Origin of the sequence: Campylobacter ornithocola (genome assembly GCF_013201605.1) — a bacterium.
Taxonomy (GTDB): Bacteria; Campylobacterota; Campylobacteria; order Campylobacterales; family Campylobacteraceae; genus Campylobacter_D; species Campylobacter_D ornithocola.
The window spans coordinates 1296881-1316266 of sequence record NZ_CP053848.1; the positions used below are offsets into that span (position 1 = coordinate 1296881).

General features: G+C 26.8%; 14 protein-coding genes and 1 pseudogene. 7 read left to right on the top strand and 8 right to left on the bottom strand.

The annotated features are described in order from the left end of the window. Positions 1-5: 5 nt before the first annotated feature. Both CORN_RS06630 and CORN_RS06635 read right to left on the bottom strand, forming a co-directional pair. Positions 6-1016 (bottom strand): NAD-dependent 4,6-dehydratase LegB, encoded by a 1011-nt coding sequence (locus tag CORN_RS06630; RefSeq protein ID WP_066008510.1) that lies wholly within the window; start codon positions 1014-1016, stop codon positions 6-8. 10 nt (positions 1017-1026) lie between these two features. Next, complete coding sequence (locus tag CORN_RS06635) at positions 1027-1872, bottom strand: alpha-2,3-sialyltransferase (RefSeq protein ID WP_172663994.1); 846 nt, start codon at positions 1870-1872, stop codon at positions 1027-1029. Between the two features lie 1763 nt (positions 1873-3635). On the opposite strand from CORN_RS06635, the gene CORN_RS06640 reads away from it, so the two are divergent. Next, positions 3636-5321 carry a phosphoethanolamine transferase gene (locus tag CORN_RS06640; protein ID WP_280642218.1) on the top strand — a complete coding sequence of 562 codons (1686 nt, stop codon included), beginning with the start codon at positions 3636-3638 and terminating at the stop codon, positions 5319-5321. A gap of 778 nt (positions 5322-6099) precedes the next feature. Here the strand turns inward: CORN_RS06640 and CORN_RS08570 are convergent. Then, complete coding sequence (locus CORN_RS08570) at positions 6100-6192, bottom strand: glycosyltransferase family 4 protein (protein WP_141071507.1); 93 nt, start codon at positions 6190-6192, stop codon at positions 6100-6102. Positions 6193-7045: 853 nt separating this feature from the next. Beyond that, positions 7046-7984, bottom strand: a complete 939-nt coding sequence (gene yibB, locus CORN_RS06645; RefSeq protein WP_047208546.1) for a protein YibB — start codon at positions 7982-7984, stop codon at positions 7046-7048. Between the two features lie 57 nt (positions 7985-8041). On the opposite strand from yibB, the gene CORN_RS06650 reads away from it, so the two are divergent. Then, the gene (locus CORN_RS06650; protein WP_066008512.1) at positions 8042-9037 is read left to right on the top strand and encodes a capsular polysaccharide synthesis protein; all 996 of its coding nucleotides are present in this window, start codon (positions 8042-8044) and stop codon (positions 9035-9037) included. Here the strand turns inward: CORN_RS06650 and CORN_RS06655 are convergent. From CORN_RS06655 to waaC, 4 genes and pseudogenes are all read right to left on the bottom strand, one after another. Continuing rightward, positions 9021-10194, bottom strand: a pseudogene (locus CORN_RS06655) (glycosyltransferase family 2 protein). The gene CORN_RS06650 and the pseudogene CORN_RS06655 sit on opposite strands and share 17 nt — an antisense overlap. Positions 10195-10197: 3 nt before the next feature. Beyond that, entirely contained in the window at positions 10198-11745 is a 1548-nt protein-coding gene (locus CORN_RS06660; RefSeq protein ID WP_066008514.1) for a glycosyltransferase family 2 protein, read from the bottom strand. Positions 11746-11753: 8 nt separating this feature from the next. Next, positions 11754-12626: a lipid A biosynthesis lauroyl acyltransferase gene (locus CORN_RS06665; RefSeq protein ID WP_066008515.1), complete on the bottom strand. Its 873-nt coding sequence runs from the start codon at positions 12624-12626 to the stop codon at positions 11754-11756. Then, positions 12623-13642, bottom strand: a complete 1020-nt coding sequence (gene waaC / locus CORN_RS06670; protein WP_066008516.1) for a lipopolysaccharide heptosyltransferase I — start codon at positions 13640-13642, stop codon at positions 12623-12625. The genes CORN_RS06665 and waaC overlap by 4 nt, the downstream gene beginning before the upstream one ends. A 66-nt stretch (positions 13643-13708) precedes the next feature. On the opposite strand from waaC, the gene CORN_RS06675 reads away from it, so the two are divergent. The 5 genes from CORN_RS06675 to pglJ are packed head-to-tail and all read left to right on the top strand — an operon-like array spanning position 13709 to position 19386. Then, complete coding sequence (locus CORN_RS06675) at positions 13709-14488, top strand: 3'-5' exonuclease (protein WP_066008517.1); 780 nt, start codon at positions 13709-13711, stop codon at positions 14486-14488. A gap of 60 nt (positions 14489-14548) precedes the next feature. Then, complete coding sequence (gene galE / locus CORN_RS06680) at positions 14549-15535, top strand: UDP-glucose 4-epimerase GalE (protein ID WP_066008518.1); 987 nt, start codon at positions 14549-14551, stop codon at positions 15533-15535. Further along, the gene (pglK, locus tag CORN_RS06685) at positions 15529-17223 is read left to right on the top strand and encodes a BC-type lipopolysaccharide transporter PglK (RefSeq protein ID WP_066008541.1); all 1695 of its coding nucleotides are present in this window, start codon (positions 15529-15531) and stop codon (positions 17221-17223) included. The genes galE and pglK overlap by 7 nt, the downstream gene beginning before the upstream one ends. Then, positions 17220-18284 carry a GalNAc-alpha-(1->4)-GalNAc-alpha-(1->3)-diNAcBac-PP-undecaprenol alpha-1,4-N-acetyl-D-galactosaminyltransferase gene (gene pglH, locus CORN_RS06690; RefSeq protein WP_066008519.1) on the top strand — a complete coding sequence of 355 codons (1065 nt, stop codon included), beginning with the start codon at positions 17220-17222 and terminating at the stop codon, positions 18282-18284. The genes pglK and pglH overlap by 4 nt, the downstream gene beginning before the upstream one ends. Before the next feature lies 1 nt (position 18285). Further along, on the top strand, positions 18286-19386 hold the full coding sequence (gene pglJ, locus CORN_RS06695; RefSeq protein ID WP_066008520.1) for an N-acetylgalactosamine-N,N'-diacetylbacillosaminyl-diphospho-undecaprenol 4-alpha-N-acetylgalactosaminyltransferase: 1101 nt from the start codon (positions 18286-18288) through the stop codon (positions 19384-19386).

The window sequence follows — 19386 nt, forward strand, 5'->3', positions numbered from 1 at the left end:
AAATCCTAAATATTATAAATATCACTTTTATATTTTTTTAAATTTAAAGGATTACTAAACCATTCTATAGTTTGACTTAAGCCTTTTTCTATATCATATTGTGGTGAAAAGTTAGTAAGGTTTTTGATCTTGCTATTGTCACACCATAGCCTAAATACTTCACTATTTTCAGGCCTTATGCGTTCATTTTCTGTGATAAATTCTACATTTGATTTCATAAGTTTTTTAATGAGTTCTAAAGTATCTTTTATGCTTATTTCATAATTTGATCCTATATTTACCACTTCACCTATAGCCTTTTGACATTTAGCTAACTCTAAAAACCCTAAACAAGTATCTTTTACATAATTAAAATCTCTAGTAGGACTTACATCTCCAAGCTTTATTTGCTTAGCTCCATTTGCAATTTGAGTGATGATAGTTGGAATCACCGCTCTTGCACTTTGCCTTGGGCCATAGGTATTAAAAGGTCTTGCTATGGTCAGTGGGAGATTGAAAGCATTATAAAAACTCATTGCCATAGCATCAGCACCTATTTTACTTGCTGAATATGGACTTTGTGCTTGCAAAGGATGTTTTTCATCAATAGGCACATACAAAGCCGTACCATAAACCTCACTTGTACTTGTGTGAATAATACGCTTTACATTATTTTCTAATGCACTTTGACAGATATTTAAAGTACCTTTTATATTAACATCTACATAACTATCTGGAGCAACATAAGAAAAAGGTATGGCTATTAAAGCTGCTAAATGAAAGATAATTTCTACATCTTTAGTGATGTTTTTGCAAAAATGTGGATCTCTAATATCTCCACAAACTACTTCAATATCATTTAAACACTCTATATCTTCAAGCCAACCCCAATAATTAAAAGAATTATACTGACTCAAAGCTTTGATTTTATAACCATAAAATAGAGAGGTTTTATCCTTACTTTCTTTATAAAGCATTTCAACTAAATGTGAACCTATAAAACCATCTGCACCTGTGATTAATATATTTTTTTTCATAAATTAAATCTCATCTATAAAATTTACTTGATAAATAATGCTTTAATGCTCTAGGTGTTCTTAAGAATCCATAAAAAAGATTTATAAAAGGATTTGCTTCTAAATATATTCTTTTATATCTATTACGTAAATTTTTATTTGGCATTAATCTTGTTTTTATCGAATTTTGGCTTTTAGTTTCGATCTCTAATGTTTTTGAAGGATTTTGCACATCATGAAGTAATATATACTTATTAATACTACTATCTGGACATACTGAAAATATCTTAGCATTGTATACATCTCTTAAAAAATTCAAGATTTCTATATCATAATTTGCATGATGCAAACAACACTCATCAATATTTCTTCCGTCAGCATAACTATATATTTCATCACAAAAATCCATTCCAGCTATATAAATCTCCTTATATCCACAAGCAACGGCACACGCTATGGCGTAAGTACCTGTCAACATCTCAATCCTGCTTCCTAAATAACATGCATCAAAATCAACTTTAGCACTTAACTCCTTAAGTTTGTAAAAAAAATTATCATAACCGTTTAAAGCCGATGGAAAAAAAAATTTAAAATTTTCTTGAAATATTTTTTCTTTCCTGCTAGCAAAATTATACATTTTACATACTATATTTTCAATCTGATATTCATTATTTTTTACCATTTCATGCGAAGTAAAGTACTCATCAAAGAAAAAATCCACAGTATGAAAAATAGCTTTAATTTTTTTGCCTGTATAATATTTATCTTCCGTATAAAATTGATTACTCCTAAAAACATCATATTCACTTGGTAACCTTGCATAATCAATTTTTTTTAAGCTAGGTCCATTTCCAGCAACCAAAACTGCATTCTTCAAAGCACCACCTTTCAGTCTAATTTGCATATTAATATCATATCATACCAAAACAAATATCGCAATAATTATATCCATCCATAGCATTTTAGCACTTTTTATTATCTTTATTTAAAGTAAATTATAATAGAGTTTTACAATTTAAAGCTAAATGTGGCGAGGTAGCATATAGTCTAACCATTTAGTTATTTCTTGATTAAATTCTTTAAAATCTACAAGTAATAAATCATTACAATAATTATAGTAAATCTTCTTTTAAAGCTCTATTAAATCTTTCATTATGAGTATTCATTCTAGGATTTTTTGGGTAAGTATAATAATGAGCGATATTAAGTTCTTTAATTAATATTTATAGTCTTTTTTTAAATTCGCAGCCATTATCTGTAAGTATGAAAATTCTTTTATGAATATTATTAATCTCCAAAGATAACAATAAAACTTTTAAATATATACTAGTATATTTTGTTTTTTAGAAGGTAAAACCACAACATAAGCAATTCTTGTATCTAAATCTATACATAGTGAGCAATATCTTCCTATTTTTGTTATTGACATATCCTATAATATCCATTGCTCAAATCTTCATATGAGTTGTTTTAAAATTTTTTGTTTTTCTGTAATAGTTAACTCTTGTAGATATTATTATAATTTATCTTTAGAAATGATTCTTGCCATAGTAGAAACACTAGAAAATTTTGACTTTATTTCTTTAAAAAAGTTTTAATAAATAACATAACCTTTCCTTACCTAAATTTTGATAAATACTCCTAAGTTAGCTTTATCAATCAATATTCTTTGGATTAATATAATGAAAGATACTGGTTTTATAGCTAAGAAGGTGTTAAATGCATTTAAACTTATCTAGTTAAAAATAAATTTTTATTAAATATATTATAATTTTATAATATAAATTTTTATACTAAAAATTATATCATATAAAGCATACTAATGGTGCAAAAGTTAATTTTAAAAATATTTACATACTGATATCATTTCTTTGTTATAATGTATTTAATTACTATAAATTTAAACACAACAACAAGCAAAGGCGTGATAAAATGTTGGATTTTGTTTTTACAAAAAGTTTTTTTTATATACTAAGTGTAAATATTATTTTATTTTCTTTGGTATATTTATCAAAACAGGTTTATTCTGATTTAAGAACATTTTCTAAAAAAATATCTCAAGTTTTTAGACATAATTTTAGTGTATTTTATATAGTATTTTTTATTATCAATTTTTTTCCAGAATCTATAAGGTTAATATTAGATTCAACTTTAATTTGTTTATTTTTTACCGTAGGCATTGTAAATATTTTTTTGTATCATAAATTTAATTCTTTTTTAAATTCATCATTTTTAGAAACTGTATCATTTACCACACTTTCCGAATCAAAAGAATTTTTATTAAGCTATTTTGATTTAAAAACAATAACTATTCTATCTATCTTTATACTATTTTCATTTGCATTTTTTCTAATTCCCTATAATACCTTATTTTTAATTTCAGATAAATTTCATGTTTTATATATTTTTAAAATCTTACTTTTCATTTTTTGTTTTATTTCAATATACAGAAAACCTCATAAATACTTTATTGATGATTTTTTATTATATAGTTGGTTTGATGCTATAAAAAATCTTAAAAAAAATATCAATGAATACACAATAGAACTTAATAATTTAAAAAGTGAACTAAATAAAGAAATAAAAAATTACAATATAACAAAGACAAAAGACATTGAGATATCAAAAATTGTTATAATAATGGGCGAATCAACTCAAAGAAATTATATGAGTCTTTATAATTATAGTTTAGAAACAACTCCAAACTTAAATCAACTAAAAATGCAAGGAAATCTTTTTGAATTTAAAGATGTTATTGCTCCTCACTCTCACACCAACCAAGCAATTTCTAAAATTTTTACTTTTTCTAACTATGAAAATCAATCAACACCTTGGTTTAAACAGAAAAATATTGTAAACATCATGAAAGCAGCTGGATATTATACCTACTGGATAAGCAATCAAGAATCAGTTTCCACTCCTGGCAATGCTCCAGAAGCTTTAGCGAGACTATCAAACAAAACAATATTTTTAGATAAAATTTTTACAGGTATATCATTATCAAGAGATGAGCAAATTATAAAAGAGTTAAAACAAATACCTCCCAAAGAAAAAGAATTTTATATTTTACATCTACAAGGTACCCATATGGACTATAGCAGGCGTTATTCTAATAAATTTAAAAAATTCAATATAAATGATCTTAAAAATAATAATTTAGATCATCTAAATAAGAATAAAAAATTGACTACTAAACAAGCTAAAATAAAATCACATTACTTAAATGCCATTTATTACAATGATTATATTATCAATGAGATTATCAACCATTTTAAAAATGAAGAAACAATTATATTTTATCTTAGTGACCACGGAGATGAAGTATATGATTTTAGAGATTTTTTTGGGCACACAGAAACCATAGGTTCAAGATATATGGCTGAAATACCGTTTATAATCTACCTTAGTGACAAATTAAAACAAAAATATCCAAATATTATATCACAGATAAAGAAAGCTCAAAATCTACCTTTTATGAGTGATGATTTTTTACATGCTTTCTTGGATATAATAGGGTTAACTATAAATGACTTTCAAAAAGATCGTAGTTTGTTCAGCAATAATTTTAATAAAGAAAGAGTTAGAATATTTGCAAATAAAAATTATGATGAAGAGCTTAAACTACACAATAATTTAGAAAAAAATAAATATTTTTTTAAATCTCCAAGTAAGATTTGGCTACATAGAACCAATGAGCTAAAAAAAATCTTAGATTTTGAAAAGAAATATCAAGGATTTGAGGTAGATGTTCATTATTTTAGCAAAGAAAAATATTTTGATGTAGGACATGATGGCGAAAAAGACTCAATAGGTTTAAACTTAAAAGATATGTTAATAGTTGCTTTAAAAAGAGATAAAAAAACAATACCTCTGCAAACTAAATTTTGGATTGATTTTAAAAATCTTAATACAAATAATGCGCACGAATCTTTATTGGTGCTTTTAAACATTTGCAAAGAAACGGGATTCAATAAAAAAAATTTAATAATAGAAAGTTCAAACTACACCTTATTGAATATATTCAAAAATAAAGGATTTTATACAAGCTATTACTTGTTAAATATAGAAAATATGGAATTAACAGAAGAATTAAAAAACAAAATTCAAGAAGCAATTAATAGTCAAAATTTTAACGCTATTAGTTTTCCATATAGAGAAAATATATACCACTTTATAAAAGAGTCAAAATTTAAAATAAATAATCAAGATATAGAAATATTAACTTGGAATGAAAGCAAAGATTTGCTTTATAACATGAGCATAAAAGCTTTTTTTGATCCTCAAGTTAAAATTATACTTAGCGGAGAAAAAGGATTTTATAGATAAAATATTGTATATTTTAGGTAATAATATCTTACTCTTCTAGAAAATGAATGTGTTGTAAAAATTTATACAAAATAGACTTATCTTTTTAAGTTAACTTTATTATGCACTCTAATAACTTCAGTTAAATTATAAACACTTTGAAATATGACCAATTGTAATCATTTTTGTATAATACAAAAGACATACTGAATAAATAAAATTAGATAAATAATATGTTTTCATATTTGTGAATTTAACTCTAACAAAACAAATCTCTTAGTATAGTCAAACAATAGAATGGTAAATTATAAAAATATCACTAGTGCTTTAACTGTTTTCTTTTTACAAGGAAGTAAAATTTTGTTTTTGATTTGCAAAATAAAACGTCATATATATTGATGCTAATAAATTTTTATCTTTACCTTAAAAAGCTACGTATTCTATATTCTATTTTCACACTTATAACCAACATGCTGTATCAGTATATTTACCTTCTATAAAAATAATTTCAACAAAGCGTATCATAAATCTCTAAGAATAAAAAAATCAATTTTAATCTAAAACTATTGTCTGTTAAATACGACTTATTGTGAGTAAATTTTAAATCCTTAGACATTATCTCAACATCTTTTACCATTCCTGTTTTTAATTAAATTGAGCCAGTCTTGAATAATTCTTTCTTTTGAATTTTTTTCTGCAATTAGTTTTTTACCATAAAATCCCATTTCACTTCTAAGCTCTTTATTGCACATTAAAATTTGCAATTTATCTTCGAATTCTTTTAAATCTCCATCTTTAATTAAAAATCCATTTTTTCATTTTCTGTAATATCACTTGGAACTGCATTAATATCAAATGCTATACATGGAAGTGCATAGATTGTTGCCTCCAATAATGCTATCCCAAACCCCTCTTGAGTAGCTTGTCATTACATAAACACTAACACTTGAACCCTCTTTTGATGTTTTTTGTATAAGGCTTATAAACCACACAAGAAGTTAGATTTTTATTTTCAATTTTATTTTTTAGTTCTTGCTTTTCTTTTTCACCAACTTCTCCTACTATACAAAGTTTCCATATGTGATTTTTTGGATTTTGCTGTATTTTTTTCCAAATATCAAGAAGTCTAAAACACCTTTTTCACAAGAGATGGTGCCTACGCTCAAAACGACTTTCTGTGAATGATTTGTCTGTTTAGAATGGATATTTATAAATTTCGGAATAATATTCATATTTTTGAAATATTTTTGATATTTATTCAATTCTTTTTCAGAAAGCAAAACTATAGTATTAAAAAATTTATCTCTTTTAAGATCTTTTGCTTTATAACTTTGAAATACAACATGCATAGTTTTTATACATCAAGTGTTTTTATTTTTAAAAAAGAGTTGTATAAAAATACATTATTAGAAATTACCATATCATATTGGTTTGCTATTTTTTTACTTTAAAATCCCTAATTCTCTTTTGAATACTTCTAAAATATAAACTTTTAAATATATTTTTAGAATTTCTGTATTTATATTTATCAAAATAACTTACACCAAAATCATAATAAAACAATACCTTAATATCAGGATGAATAAAAAACATGATTTATTTTTATTTTCTTTATATACTTAAATATGAACTTCAAGTCCATCTTCATAAAAAGCATTTGCCGTATTAGAAGCTACTCTACCACCTCCACCTAGAACGACCTAAATCGTGTATTAATAATAAAATTTTCATAATTTTCCTCTAGATTACAGCTTTATATTTTTTTTATTTATAAATTTATAATATATATATTCAAAATATAACTTCATTTTTTGTATAAAATCTTTATCCTTGGAGTTTTTTATTTTTTCTTTGATAAGTTTATAATATTTACTACTTTGTCTTTTAAACAAAATAGTATGCTTAATATCATTAGGTATGAAATTAAACAATGAGTCAAACCATTCGTAGCATCTAACTATATTATAGTTTTGTGGATAATTTCTTGAACACCACAAAAACATAATTTGGTCATCATCTACTATGTTAAACGATAAAAAACATTGCATGCATTCATACAAATTTTTTTTAAAATTACTCCAAGCTCTACTACCCCCATATATTAAACCACCTATTAAAAATGGTTCCATGTTGTAATAAATTTCAGGAATAGTGTTTGCTTCTTGATCTTTTATAGAAAAAAAGTTGATTTTATCATCTATTATATTTTCTTGTTTTTCAAGTAAAAAATTAAACTGCTCTTTGTTAATAAAAAAGCCATCTCCATGATTAAAACCAAAATCAAGCCACATTATATTTTCGCTTGTAAGATTTCTTTCTATTGCATCACAAACAAAAAACGGTTTTAAATACATAAGATAGCAATATAGTGGAGAAATACACTCTATATTGTTAGGATTTTTACGATGTAAAGTTTGATTATAATTCTTAAATGTTTCCTTGATTTTGTTTAAAGTTTGAAGATCAAATTCATTTAATTCTTTTACAATAATTGTGGTTTTACCCTCTAAATAATATTGTTTTCTTTTTTCTAAAATCAATTCTTTCATATCTTCTGTAGTATAAATAATTACATGATTTTTAAGCCCTGACCAAAAATCGAAATAAGATAAATACTGATCATTACTCCTTGTAGTTCTACCAATATTATAAAAAGCTGTAACAATAGTAATTTCATTTTGCATATAATACACCTTAATTATTTTTGATATTATATCAAAAAAACTTTTTAGGAATTTATTATGCAAATATATCAAAACAACCATTTGCTTTATAATAATCTAACAAAAAAATTAAGCTCATTTATACCCATTAAATCAACAAGAAGAAAATTAAGAAATCATATCCAATATAAGTTAGAACACCCTAAAGTAGCTAGTTATCTTTCAAAAAATTATGTCAATCCTTTTTTAGAAGGGAGAATTCCTCATTTTGATTTTGAAAAAAAACATCATTTTAAAAACGATAAAATTATTTGGCAATTTTGGTATCAAGGTAAAAATCAAGCTTCACATATGATACAACAATGTTTCAATTCAGTGCAAAATCAAATGAAAGATGACTACACAATCATCATTTTAGATAAAGATAATATAAAAGATTACCTTGATTTTCCACCATTTGTTATAGAAAAATTAGAAAATAATTTTTTTGGAGAAAAAACTATAACTTTTTTTTCAGATCTTTTAAGAGTATGTTTGCTTGCAACTTATGGTGGCATATGGTGTGATGCAAGTATATTTTTAAGCTCTAAAATTCCTAGTGAACTTTGCGATAAAGACTTTTTTACCTTTGAAAGATCAAAAATAAAACCTAGCAAAGAAAAATTGAAAAAATTTATTAAAAGTGGATATTTTTCTTATGGATATTTTAATTGGAATGATGATTTTAAGGTTAAAATGCTAAATAGTTTTATAATCTCAAAATCATATCACAAAAATATCCAAGCTATGAAAGACATACTTATATACTATTGGTCAAATGAGAAAAATTCTAATAACTTTTATTATTTTACTTTTCAAATTATCTTTGAACTTTTAAAAGAACATGGCTTTATAAATGATACTTATAAAAACATGAGCGATATAGAATGTCATTTATTGCAATTTAGCGCCAAAGAAAAATTTAATTCAACTCTTTGGGAAGAAATTCAAAAACAAAGTTTTTTACACAAACTCACGCATTTTAAATCTATAAAAAAAGATTCAATGATAGATAAAATCATCTTGCAAAGTTGATTTTATCTAAAAATACCTTTTATTTTTTGGCAAATTTTCCAAAGATCATAAGGGATTTTTGTCTGGATAAAAGGTTTGATTATAGGTAATTTTTCCTTTAAATTTAAAGGATCTTTTTTAAATTTTTTAATCATCAAAGCCTTTTTTACATAAAAAGGCAAAAAAGCCTCTTTTATGGCTTGAGAATTTTCACTTTTTTGATCTTTAAAAAATTCTATCAACTCCAAAGCTGTTATCATCCTACTTGCTGCTTTTAAATAGTTTTTTGCCTCTTTAGCGTTTTCTCCAAAAGCTTCATATAGATCTTTAAAATACTCTGACACATTTGCCTTTGTAACTTTTTTATCATGATTTGATATACTATTTGCCCTCAAACGGCATAAGTACAATCTTTTTGGTAAAATATAGATACTATCAGCACTCGCAAACAAAACCATGCCAAAATGAATATCTTCATTGATGATTTTGTTGATAAATTTAAGTTTTAATTGTTTTAAAAATGAAAAATCTATCATACCACCCCAACTAAATGAAATATCCCTAGAACCTACTTTTATAGCCTGTTTAGCATAATCTCTTGGAGTAATAGTGCATTCTTGAGTAAAATTAAATACATTCATTCTTGTTTTTTGACCCTTATCTTCTATACCATCATCATAAATACAAGCATGGTCAAACCATAATACATCTACATTTTGCATTCTCGCAACACACTCTTCTATGCAGTTTAACTCCCAATAATTATCAGAATCTAAAAAGATAATATAATCAATCTTTGAAATTTCTAGCTTATCACTCGCTAAAGCATTTTTGTACTTATAAATTTTATAAATATTTTGTGGATTATCGCCAATAATCTTAAAAACATTTAATTCATTTTCATTTTCAATACATTGTGTTTCATATTCACCATAAAAATATTCTATACCTACATTTCTTGCACTACTCAAACCACCATTTTTTTTATCAAAAAGAATAATTCTTTTATCTTTTAAAGTATATTCTTTTGCAATATTGAGTGAGTTTTTATCTGTACTGCCATCATTTACTAGTATGATTTCTAAATTAGTATAAGTTTGATTGATTACACTATCTAAACATTCTTTTAAATATTTTTCTACATTGTATATGGGGATTACTACGCCTACTTTTTTCATACTTTATCTCCAAGTTGTTTTTTCATTTTTTATAGTTTCAAGATAAATTTGATGATTGATTTCAAGCATATTTTTGCTATTTTCTTCATGGTAAATATGATAAGCTAGGGCATTAAATTTAAGTCTTTTAAACACTCCATTATTAAATAAAAACCTAGCTACAAACTCGCTATCTTCCCTACCCCAGCCTATAAATTTTTCATTAAATCCCTCAATGGCTTCAAAATCACTTTTATAAAAACTCATATTGCAAGTTTTGCTACCTTTAACAAGTTGTGATTTTTTAAAAAATTTCTTAGTTAATTTTGAAAATTTATATACACATTTGGCTAAAAAAATATTTCTTTGATTTTTAAAACCCTTTTTGTTAAATGCCAAACTAAAATCATTTTTGCTTAAAAGTTCTTTACTTTCATTTTCATTTAAAATAGCTCTTGAGCCTTGCAAAATAGTCTTTAAACTAGCAAATTTTAAATGATCATTAATGAAGTTTTTTTCTAAAATCATATCCCCATCGATTAAGATAATATATTCGCTATTAGAGGTATTAATTGCCTTATTGCGACTTGCCGCAGCACGAAATCCCTCATCTTCTTGCCAAATATGCTCTAACTTACAAGGAAAATCTTTTTGATAAGTCTGTATAAGCTTAGCTGTATCTTCCCTGCTTCCATCATCAGCTATTAAAACCTCATCTGGTAAAGGCTCTAAGTTTTTAACGCTATCAAGCACCAAAGCAAGTCTTTCTTTTTGATTATAAGTAGTGATAATCAAAGCACAAGTTTTTGGCTTTTGCTTTTTAAGTTCATATAATTTCATATATTTAAAAAAAGCTCCTAAAGCATTACAAGTACTTATGATAAAGCCTTTATAGCCATAAAAAATTCCTTTTTTTAAAACATAATTTCTAAAAAAAGTCCAAATTCCTCTTAGCAATGCCTTACAAACACTACTTTCTTTGTGTAAATTTTGCAAAGCCCAAAGTTTGGAGTATTTTTGAAGCTTATCTAACAAACTATCGATATCATCAAATGCAAAATGCCTCAAACCATTTTGTAACTTAATCTTTTTGCTATCTTCATGTAAAATCAAACTCTCATGTACCAAATTTTCATTAAAACTAGTATGGGTTTTATTAAATACTCGCATTACATGATCAGGCCACCACCCACAAGCTTTAATCCACTCTCCATTGTATAAATTTTCTCTTGGTAAGGCTATGATATCTTCTTTATTAGGCTTAATTTGCCTTAATTCTTGTAAAAATTCTTTCTTAGCAAGCTCATCTGCATCAATATTAAAAATCCAATCATTACTAGCATAACTGATGGCTAAATTTTTCAAAGGTCCAAAACCTATAAATTTATGCTGATAAATCTTGATATTTTTATAACTTTTACTGAACTCATAAGCAATTTTCAAAGTATCATCATTGCTATCATTTTCTATCAAAACAATCTCACCAAATTCTTGCAAAGATTCCAAACAAGCTTTTAAAGTTTTTTGAGCATTTTTAACAATCATTATCACACTAATTTGCTTTAAATCCATTTTATATCCTACAAATACAATTCATGATTGTATCTTTTAAATCTCTTATGAAAGAAAAAATACTCATCAGGTTTAAATTTAATCATCTCTTCACAACACTTTGCTTGATACTTAGTAAGTTCTTCTATACTTGCTTTACTTGCATCTAAGGCCTTGAAAGTTTTTACAAAAAATTTCTCATCTTTTTGATACACAAAACAAGGTAAAATCATAGCATTTGTTTTTTTTGCAAGCACACTCGCACCTGCTATGAAATTTACTTCTTGATTAAAATATTGTATTTTTATACTTTCACTATCCACTGCATCTTGATCGGTTAAAATTCCAAGCGATCTACTTTCTTTTAAGGCTTTTAACATTTTTTTAAGCCCGCCCTTTTTTTCTATAAGTTCTATGTTAAATTGCGTGCGATTTTTACTTAAAATTTTATCCATTATCACGCTATCAAGTGCTCTTCCAACTATGGAAATTCCTTGAAATTTAGCTCCAAAAGACAAAGCCAAAAGCTCCCAGTTGCCATAATGAGCCGTAGTTACAATCAAGGGTCTTTTACTTTGCATTATATTTAAAATTTGCTCCTCATCATCAAAGCAAATTTTATTGATGATTTCTTCTTTACTTGCATTTTGATTTTTGATAAAATCAATCCCAAATTTAGCAAAATTTTTATAGATATTAAGGCTAGTTTCATCACGCCATTTTTGATTTTTTTCAGGAAAACAAATTTTTAAGTTTATGTTAATGATTTTGCGATGTTTGTGATTTAGTTTATAAGTGATCAAAGCAACCAAATTTGCAAAAGAATTTAAAAGCTTTGTGGGTAAAATCCTCACAAATATCTTTAGTGTATAAAAAAGGCTCAAATATATATAATTTATCATTTTTCTAAAAGCTCACAAGCAAGTTTAAAGATATCTTTTTCATCAATATTTTGTATGCAAAAATCACTCTTATCTATATGTTTTGAATGCAGTATTTTTTTACCTGCATTGATTGTTTTATTGATATTTGTTTCATAAGTATTTCTTTGACTAGGTGTGGCACCAAAAATCGTTATAGAAGGCTTGTTTAGTGCAAAGGCCAAATGAGTAGGCCCGCTATCATTTCCGATAATCAAATCACTTGCCTTAGTTAAAGCACAAAGCTCACTTAAGCTTAATTTTGGCGCAAGTTCTATTTTTAAATGTTTTAAATTTAAAACTATATCTTTAGCAAAATTAAACTCATTAACATTGCCCCAACCAAGCATGATTTTTGCACTAGTAAAATACTCCGAAAGCATTCTACAAAGTAGTATCAAACGCTCTTTTGGGTAAATTTTATTAGGCATAGACGAGCCTACATGTATGAGTATATTTGGCGTACTTTCATTTAAAGAAAGTCTTTGCTCTAGCTCTTCTTTTAACTCATCATCTATACTAAAACAACTTTGCTTTAACTCTATATCACTATGATCAAAATGCTCATTTAATACATAAGCTACTAAAGAAAGATTACGCACGATAATATTTTCTTCATAATTACATGCAAATTTATGCGTATAAAAATTACTCGCAAAGCCCTCTTTGATACTTTCTTGATCAAAACCAAAAGTATTAGCGCATAAAATTTTACTTACCAAAGCAGATTTAATCAAACCTTGCAAATCAATCACAACATCATATTTATTTTGCCTAGCTTCAAAAAGCATAGCAAAAACTTCTTTGAATTTTCTATCTTTTAAAGGCAAAGCATAGACTTCATTGATCATTGGATGATCTTGCAATAATCCTGCAAATCTTGCATCTACAAACCAATCAATACTTGCCTTAGGATAATGTTTTTTAATAAATTGCAAAACAATCACCGCATGGATGATATCTCCAAGTGCGGATAATTTAACCAAACCTATTTTCATATACTACTTTATTTTTAAATTTTCTGTTATGATTTTAACAAAGATTTTTTTAAAAAAAGGTTTATCATGCAAGAATACATTTGCGTTTTTGATTGTGAGAGCATTCCTGATGTAGAATTGATAAAACATCTTTATGATTTTAATGGCGATGATTTAAGCATTAGCAAGCAAGCTTTAGAAAGACAAAAAGAAGAAAGTGGAAGTGAATTTTTACCCCTGCCTTTTCATAAAGTTGTAAGCATTTGTGCAGTGATTGCAGATAAATTTGGAAATTTCATCAAGGTCAATAAAATCAAAGGCGACAACGAAAAACAAATGCTAGAAGAATTTTTTAACTTCATAGACAAACACCAACCCCGCCTTGTAAGTTTTAATGGCAAAAGCTATGACATGCCTTTGCTTGTTATAAGAGCATTAAAATACAATATCAACGCAAGTGCTTATTTAGACGCAAGCGATAAATGGAATAACTACAAAAGCAAATTTGTAGAAAATAAACACTGTGATTTATTAGAATCTTTAGGAAGTTTTGGCCAAAAAGGCTTAAGACTTGACACACTTTGTGCTATGGCAGGACTTCCTGGAAAGTATGATGTACATGGAAATGAAGTATTAGAACTTTTTTATCAAAACAAATTAGAAAAAATTCACGAGTATTGCGAGAGTGATGTGTTAAATACCTATATGCTATTTTTAAAATACGAATTCATCAAAGGTAATTTAACTCAAGAAGATTATCTTAATATTTTAGAACACTTTAAAGAAGAACTTATACAAAAACATAATAAAAAAAACTATCAAAAACCATTTTTAAATGCCATAGAAAAAGAAAAAGCAAAGTTTTAAAATAATTAAGAAAAATATATTAAAATAATCATTTGTTAAATATCGCAAAAAAGGATAAAAATGAAAATTTTAATCACCGGTGGTGCAGGATACATAGGCTCTCATACTTTAAAACAATTTTTAGAAACAAATCATGAAATTTGTGTATTAGACAATCTTTCAAAAGGTAGCAAAAAAAGTTTAGATGAACTTTCTAAGATTAGACCTTTTAAGTTTTTTGAGCAAGATTTAAGCGATTATACTGGGATTAAAAAACTTTTTAAAGAAGAAAAATTTGATGCAATTGTGCATTTTGCAGCTAGTATTGAAGTTCCTGAAAGTATGGAAAATCCTTTAAAATACTATATGAACAATACCGCAAATACAAGTAATCTAATCCAAACTTGTTTAGAAACAGGTGTGAAAAAATTCATTTTTTCCTCAACTGCAGCCACTTATGGAGAACCGCAAACTCCTATTGTAGATGAGCAAAGTCCATTAGCACCGATTAATCCTTATGGGCAAAGCAAGCTTATGAGTGAAAAAGTCTTACAAGATGCTAATATGGCAAATCCTGAATTTAAATACTGCATTTTAAGATACTTCAATGTAGCAGGTGCTTGCATGAGTTATCCTATAGGACAACGCTATCCAAAAGCTACTTTACTTATCAAGGTTGCTGCTGAAGTAGCCACAGGAAAAAGAGAAAAGCTTTATATTTTTGGCGATGATTATAATACTAAAGATGGTACTTGTATTAGAGATTTTATCCATGTTGATGATATTTCAAGTGCGCATTTAGCTGCTTTAGAATACCTAGAAAACAATGAAAGTAATATTTTCAATGTAGGATATGGACATGGTTTTAGTGTGAAAGAAGTTATTGAAACCATGAAAAAAGTAAGTGGGATAGATTTTACAGTAGAGCTTGCACCAAAAAGAGCTGGGGATCCTTCTGTGCTTATTTCAAATGCGGATAAAATCAAAACCCTGACTAATTGGAAACCAAAATATGACGATCTAGAATTAATCTGTAAAAGTGCTTATGAGTGGGAAAAGCAGTGCTAAAGAAACTTTTTTTTATACTCAATACTCATGATAAGAAATTTTTATTTGCATTACTTATTTTTTCTATTTTTATAGGATTTATAGAAAGTTTTGCCATTTCTTTAATCATGCCTTTTGTATCAGTAGCAAGTAATTTTGAGTTTTTAGAAAAAAGCTCATATTTTCAACCTATATATGAGTATTTAAATTTACCAAGTTATAAAATTATTGCTTATTTTGGCTGTATATTAATAGCCTTTTATATTTTTAGAGCCTTTTTAAATGCCTTTTATTTTCATTTGCTTGCGCGTTTTTCTAAAGGGCGTTATCACAGTCTTGCTTGTCGTATTTTTGATAAATACTTACACCTTGAATATGAAAATTTTACTAATAAAAATCAATCAGAACTTTTAAAAACTATTACTCAAGAAGTGTTTCATTTAAGTACTTTAATTAGTGCATTTTTACTCATGCTAAGTGAAAGCTTTGTGGTGTTTTTACTTTATACTTTATTGCTAATTATCAACTATAAAATTACCCTAGCTTTAAGTGCTTTTTTACTCTTAAATGCTTTTATTTTAATCAAAATCCTTTCACCTTTGGTAAAAAAAGCTTCCATGGCTAGAGAAGAAGCGATGAAAAATTACTTTGAAATTTTAAATGCAAATTTAAATAACCTTAAAATCATCAAACTCAAAACCAAAGAGCAAAGCACACAAAAGCTTTATGAAATTCAAAGTGGGCTTTTTGCCAAAGCAAACATTAGCAATGAAAGCATATCAAGCATACCTAGAATTTACCTTGAAGGTATGGGTTTTTGTATGCTTTGTTTTATTGTGGTGTATTTAGTTTTAAGATATGAGAGTGATATTTCATCTATCTTAGCAACTATCACCATTTTCGTAGTAGCTCTTTATAGACTTATGCCAAGTGCAAATCGCATCATCACAAGTTATAATGAAATTACATATTATAAAAACTCTCTTGATATTATTTATAATATGCTTAATGAAAAAGAAGAAAAGCTAGGTAATGAAAGTATTGATTTTAAAGAAAAAATCACTCTAAAGAATCTTTGCTTTGCTTACAAGGGTAAGAAAAATTTATTTGAAAATTTAAATTTTGAGCTTAAGAAAAATGAAAAAATTGCTTTTATAGGTAAAAGCGGGAGTGGTAAAAGCACTTTAGTTGATCTTATCATAGGGCTTTTAAAACCAAGCGATGGAGCTATTTTAATCGATGGAGTTAAACTTGATGAGAGCAATATAAAAAGCTTTAGAAGTAAAATTGGCTACATACCTCAACAAATTTATCTTTTTAATGATTCTATTGCTAAAAATATTAGCTTTGGAGAAGAAATAGACGAAGCACTTTTGCACAAGGTAATCAAACAAGCTAATCTTGAAAGCTTTGTAAATTCACTTGAAGATGGAGTACATACTAAGGTGGGTGATTCAGGTTCGTTTTTAAGCGGGGGTCAAAGACAAAGAATAGCCATAGCAAGAGCACTTTATCAACAACCTGAAATTTTAGTTTTAGATGAAGCAACTAGTGCTCTTGATCAAGAAAGCGAAGCAAAAATCATGGAAGAAATCTATAAAATTTCAAAAGATAAAACTCTCATCATCATAGCTCATAGGCTCTCAACTATACAAGGTTGCGATAGAGTATTTGAAGTAAATCATGGGCATTTAAAGGAACAAGTATGAAAATCACTTTCATCATAGCAACTTTAAATTCAGGTGGTGCTGAAAGGGTTTTAGTTACTTTAGCTAATGAGCTTTGTAAAAATCATGAAATAAATATTATTAAATTTCACAAAGAAGATTCATTTTACAAACTTGATCCAAAAATCGAACTTTTTACTCTAGAACAATTTGACTTTTCCACTCTTTATAATAAAATAGCCTCACGCATTAAAAAATTCAAAGCCTTAAAACAAGCACTTAAAAATCATGAGAGTGATGTTTTTATATCATTTTTAGATACAACTAATATCGCTTGTATTTGGGCAAATAAAGGTTCAAATACACCTTTAATCATTAGTGAACATAGCTCTTATACTTATTTAAAATCTAAAATTTGGAAGTTTTTACGCCGTATAAGTTTCCCTCATGCAAACGCTTTAACCGTGCTAAGTAATGATGATAAAAATTACTATAAAAACTTTGTTAAAAAAGTTATCAATATGCCAAATCCTTGTCATTTTAGCCCCATTAAAGAAAATTTAGAAAAAGAAAACAATATCATCTTTGTAGGCAGACTTGATCATAATAAAAATGCTTCTATGTTTTTGAAAGCCATAGCAAAATTGGATATAAATTTGCAAAATCAATATAATTTTTTCATAGCAGGTGATGGGGAATTAAAACAAGATTTAGAGCAAGAAGCTAAGAATTTAAATATCAAAGTTAATTTTTTAGGTAAAGTTGAAAATATGCAAGAACTTTATAAGAAAGCAAAAATAATCTGCCTTTGCTCTTTCATAGAAGGCCTACCAACAGTTTTACTTGAAAGTTTATATTATCAAGTAGCACGCATTAGTACTAAATACATAAGTGGCCATAAAGATTTAATTGATGATGGAAAAGATGGATTTTTGGTAGATTTAGATGATGAAAAGACTTTGAGCGAAAAACTCACCCTTTTAATGCAAGATGAAAATTTAAGAAAAACGCTAGCACTTAATGCACAAGAACGATGTAAAGATTATGAAGTGGCTAATGTAGCGCAAAAATGGCTTGATTTAATCAAAGAAGTAAGGGTTTAAAATGAAAAAACTAGCAATTTTTATTTATTCTTTAGGAAGTGGTGGTGCTGAAAGAGTTGTATCCACGCTATTACCTGTATTAAATTTAAAATACGAAGTACATTTGATTTTAATGAATGATAAAATATCATATGATATTCCTGAAGTTAATATCCACTATCTTGAAAAATCAAGTCCAAGTGAAAGTAATTTAGCCAAATTTTTAAAACTACCCTTACTAGCCATGAAATACAAAAAGCTTTGTGAAGATTTAAAAATCAATTTGCAATTTGTATTATTAAATAGACCTAATTATATTGCTTTAATGGCAAAATCCCTAGGACTTAAATCAACCCTTATTATCAATGAATGCACTACTCCAAGTGTAATTTATAAGCATAATAATCTAAATTCTTTTATCAATAAATTTCTTATTAGAAAACTTTACAACAAAGCAGATTTAATCTTAGCAAATTCTATAGGAAATAAAGAAGATTTAATACAAAATTTCAACATAGAAACTAAAAAATGCGATATTTTATACAATGCCATAGATTTAGAAAGCATCATAGAAAAATCCAAAGAAGAAATAGACTTTAAAGATCCTTTTATACTAAGCGTTGGAAGGCTTGATCATGGCAAAAATCATACCATGCTTATAAGAGCTTATGCAAAAGTTAAAACTGATTTAAAATTAGTCATTTTGGGCGAGGGTATTTTAAAAGATGAGCTTTTAGCTTTGATTGAAGAATTAAATTTAAAAAACAAAGTCTTTTTATTAGGTTTTGATAAAAATCCTTATAAATACATGAGTAAATGTGACTTTTTTGCTTTTGCTTCAAGTTTTGAAGGCTTTTCCAATGTTTTAATCGAATGCCTAGCTTGCAATACTGCCGTGCTTTGTACTGATCATAAAAGTGGTGCAAGGGAGCTATTTTTAGATGATGAGTTTGGACTTTTAGTAAAAGTAGATGATGAAAAAGCCATGCAAGAAGGTTTAGAAAAAATGTGTAATGATGAAGCACTAAAAGCTTCATACAGACAAAAGGCTTTTTTGCGTGCAAAAGAATTTGATAAAATTAGCATAGCAAAGCAATTATTTGAATTTTTCAACAAGGCATGA

Excerpts from the sequence above, each read along its gene's own strand:
- CORN_RS06675 (WP_066008517.1), top strand. The coding sequence starts at position 13,709 with ATGCAAGAATACATTTGCGTTTTTGATTGTGAGAGCATTCCTGATGTA.
- pglJ (WP_066008520.1), top strand. The coding sequence starts at position 18,286 with ATGAAAAAACTAGCAATTTTTATTTATTCTTTAGGAAGTGGTGGTGCT.
- yibB (WP_047208546.1), bottom strand. The coding sequence starts at position 7,984 with ATGCAAAATGAAATTACTATTGTTACAGCTTTTTATAATATTGGTAGA.
- CORN_RS06650 (WP_066008512.1), top strand. The coding sequence starts at position 8,042 with ATGCAAATATATCAAAACAACCATTTGCTTTATAATAATCTAACAAAA.
- CORN_RS06660 (WP_066008514.1), bottom strand. The coding sequence starts at position 11,745 with ATGGATTTAAAGCAAATTAGTGTGATAATGATTGTTAAAAATGCTCAA.
- CORN_RS06630 (WP_066008510.1), bottom strand. The coding sequence starts at position 1,016 with ATGAAAAAAAATATATTAATCACAGGTGCAGATGGTTTTATAGGTTCA.
- CORN_RS06665 (WP_066008515.1), bottom strand. The coding sequence starts at position 12,626 with ATGATAAATTATATATATTTGAGCCTTTTTTATACACTAAAGATATTT.
- waaC (WP_066008516.1), bottom strand. The coding sequence starts at position 13,642 with ATGAAAATAGGTTTGGTTAAATTATCCGCACTTGGAGATATCATCCAT.
- pglH (WP_066008519.1), top strand. The coding sequence starts at position 17,220 with ATGAAAATCACTTTCATCATAGCAACTTTAAATTCAGGTGGTGCTGAA.
- CORN_RS06640 (WP_280642218.1), top strand. The coding sequence starts at position 3,636 with ATGGGCGAATCAACTCAAAGAAATTATATGAGTCTTTATAATTATAGT.
- galE (WP_066008518.1), top strand. The coding sequence starts at position 14,549 with ATGAAAATTTTAATCACCGGTGGTGCAGGATACATAGGCTCTCATACT.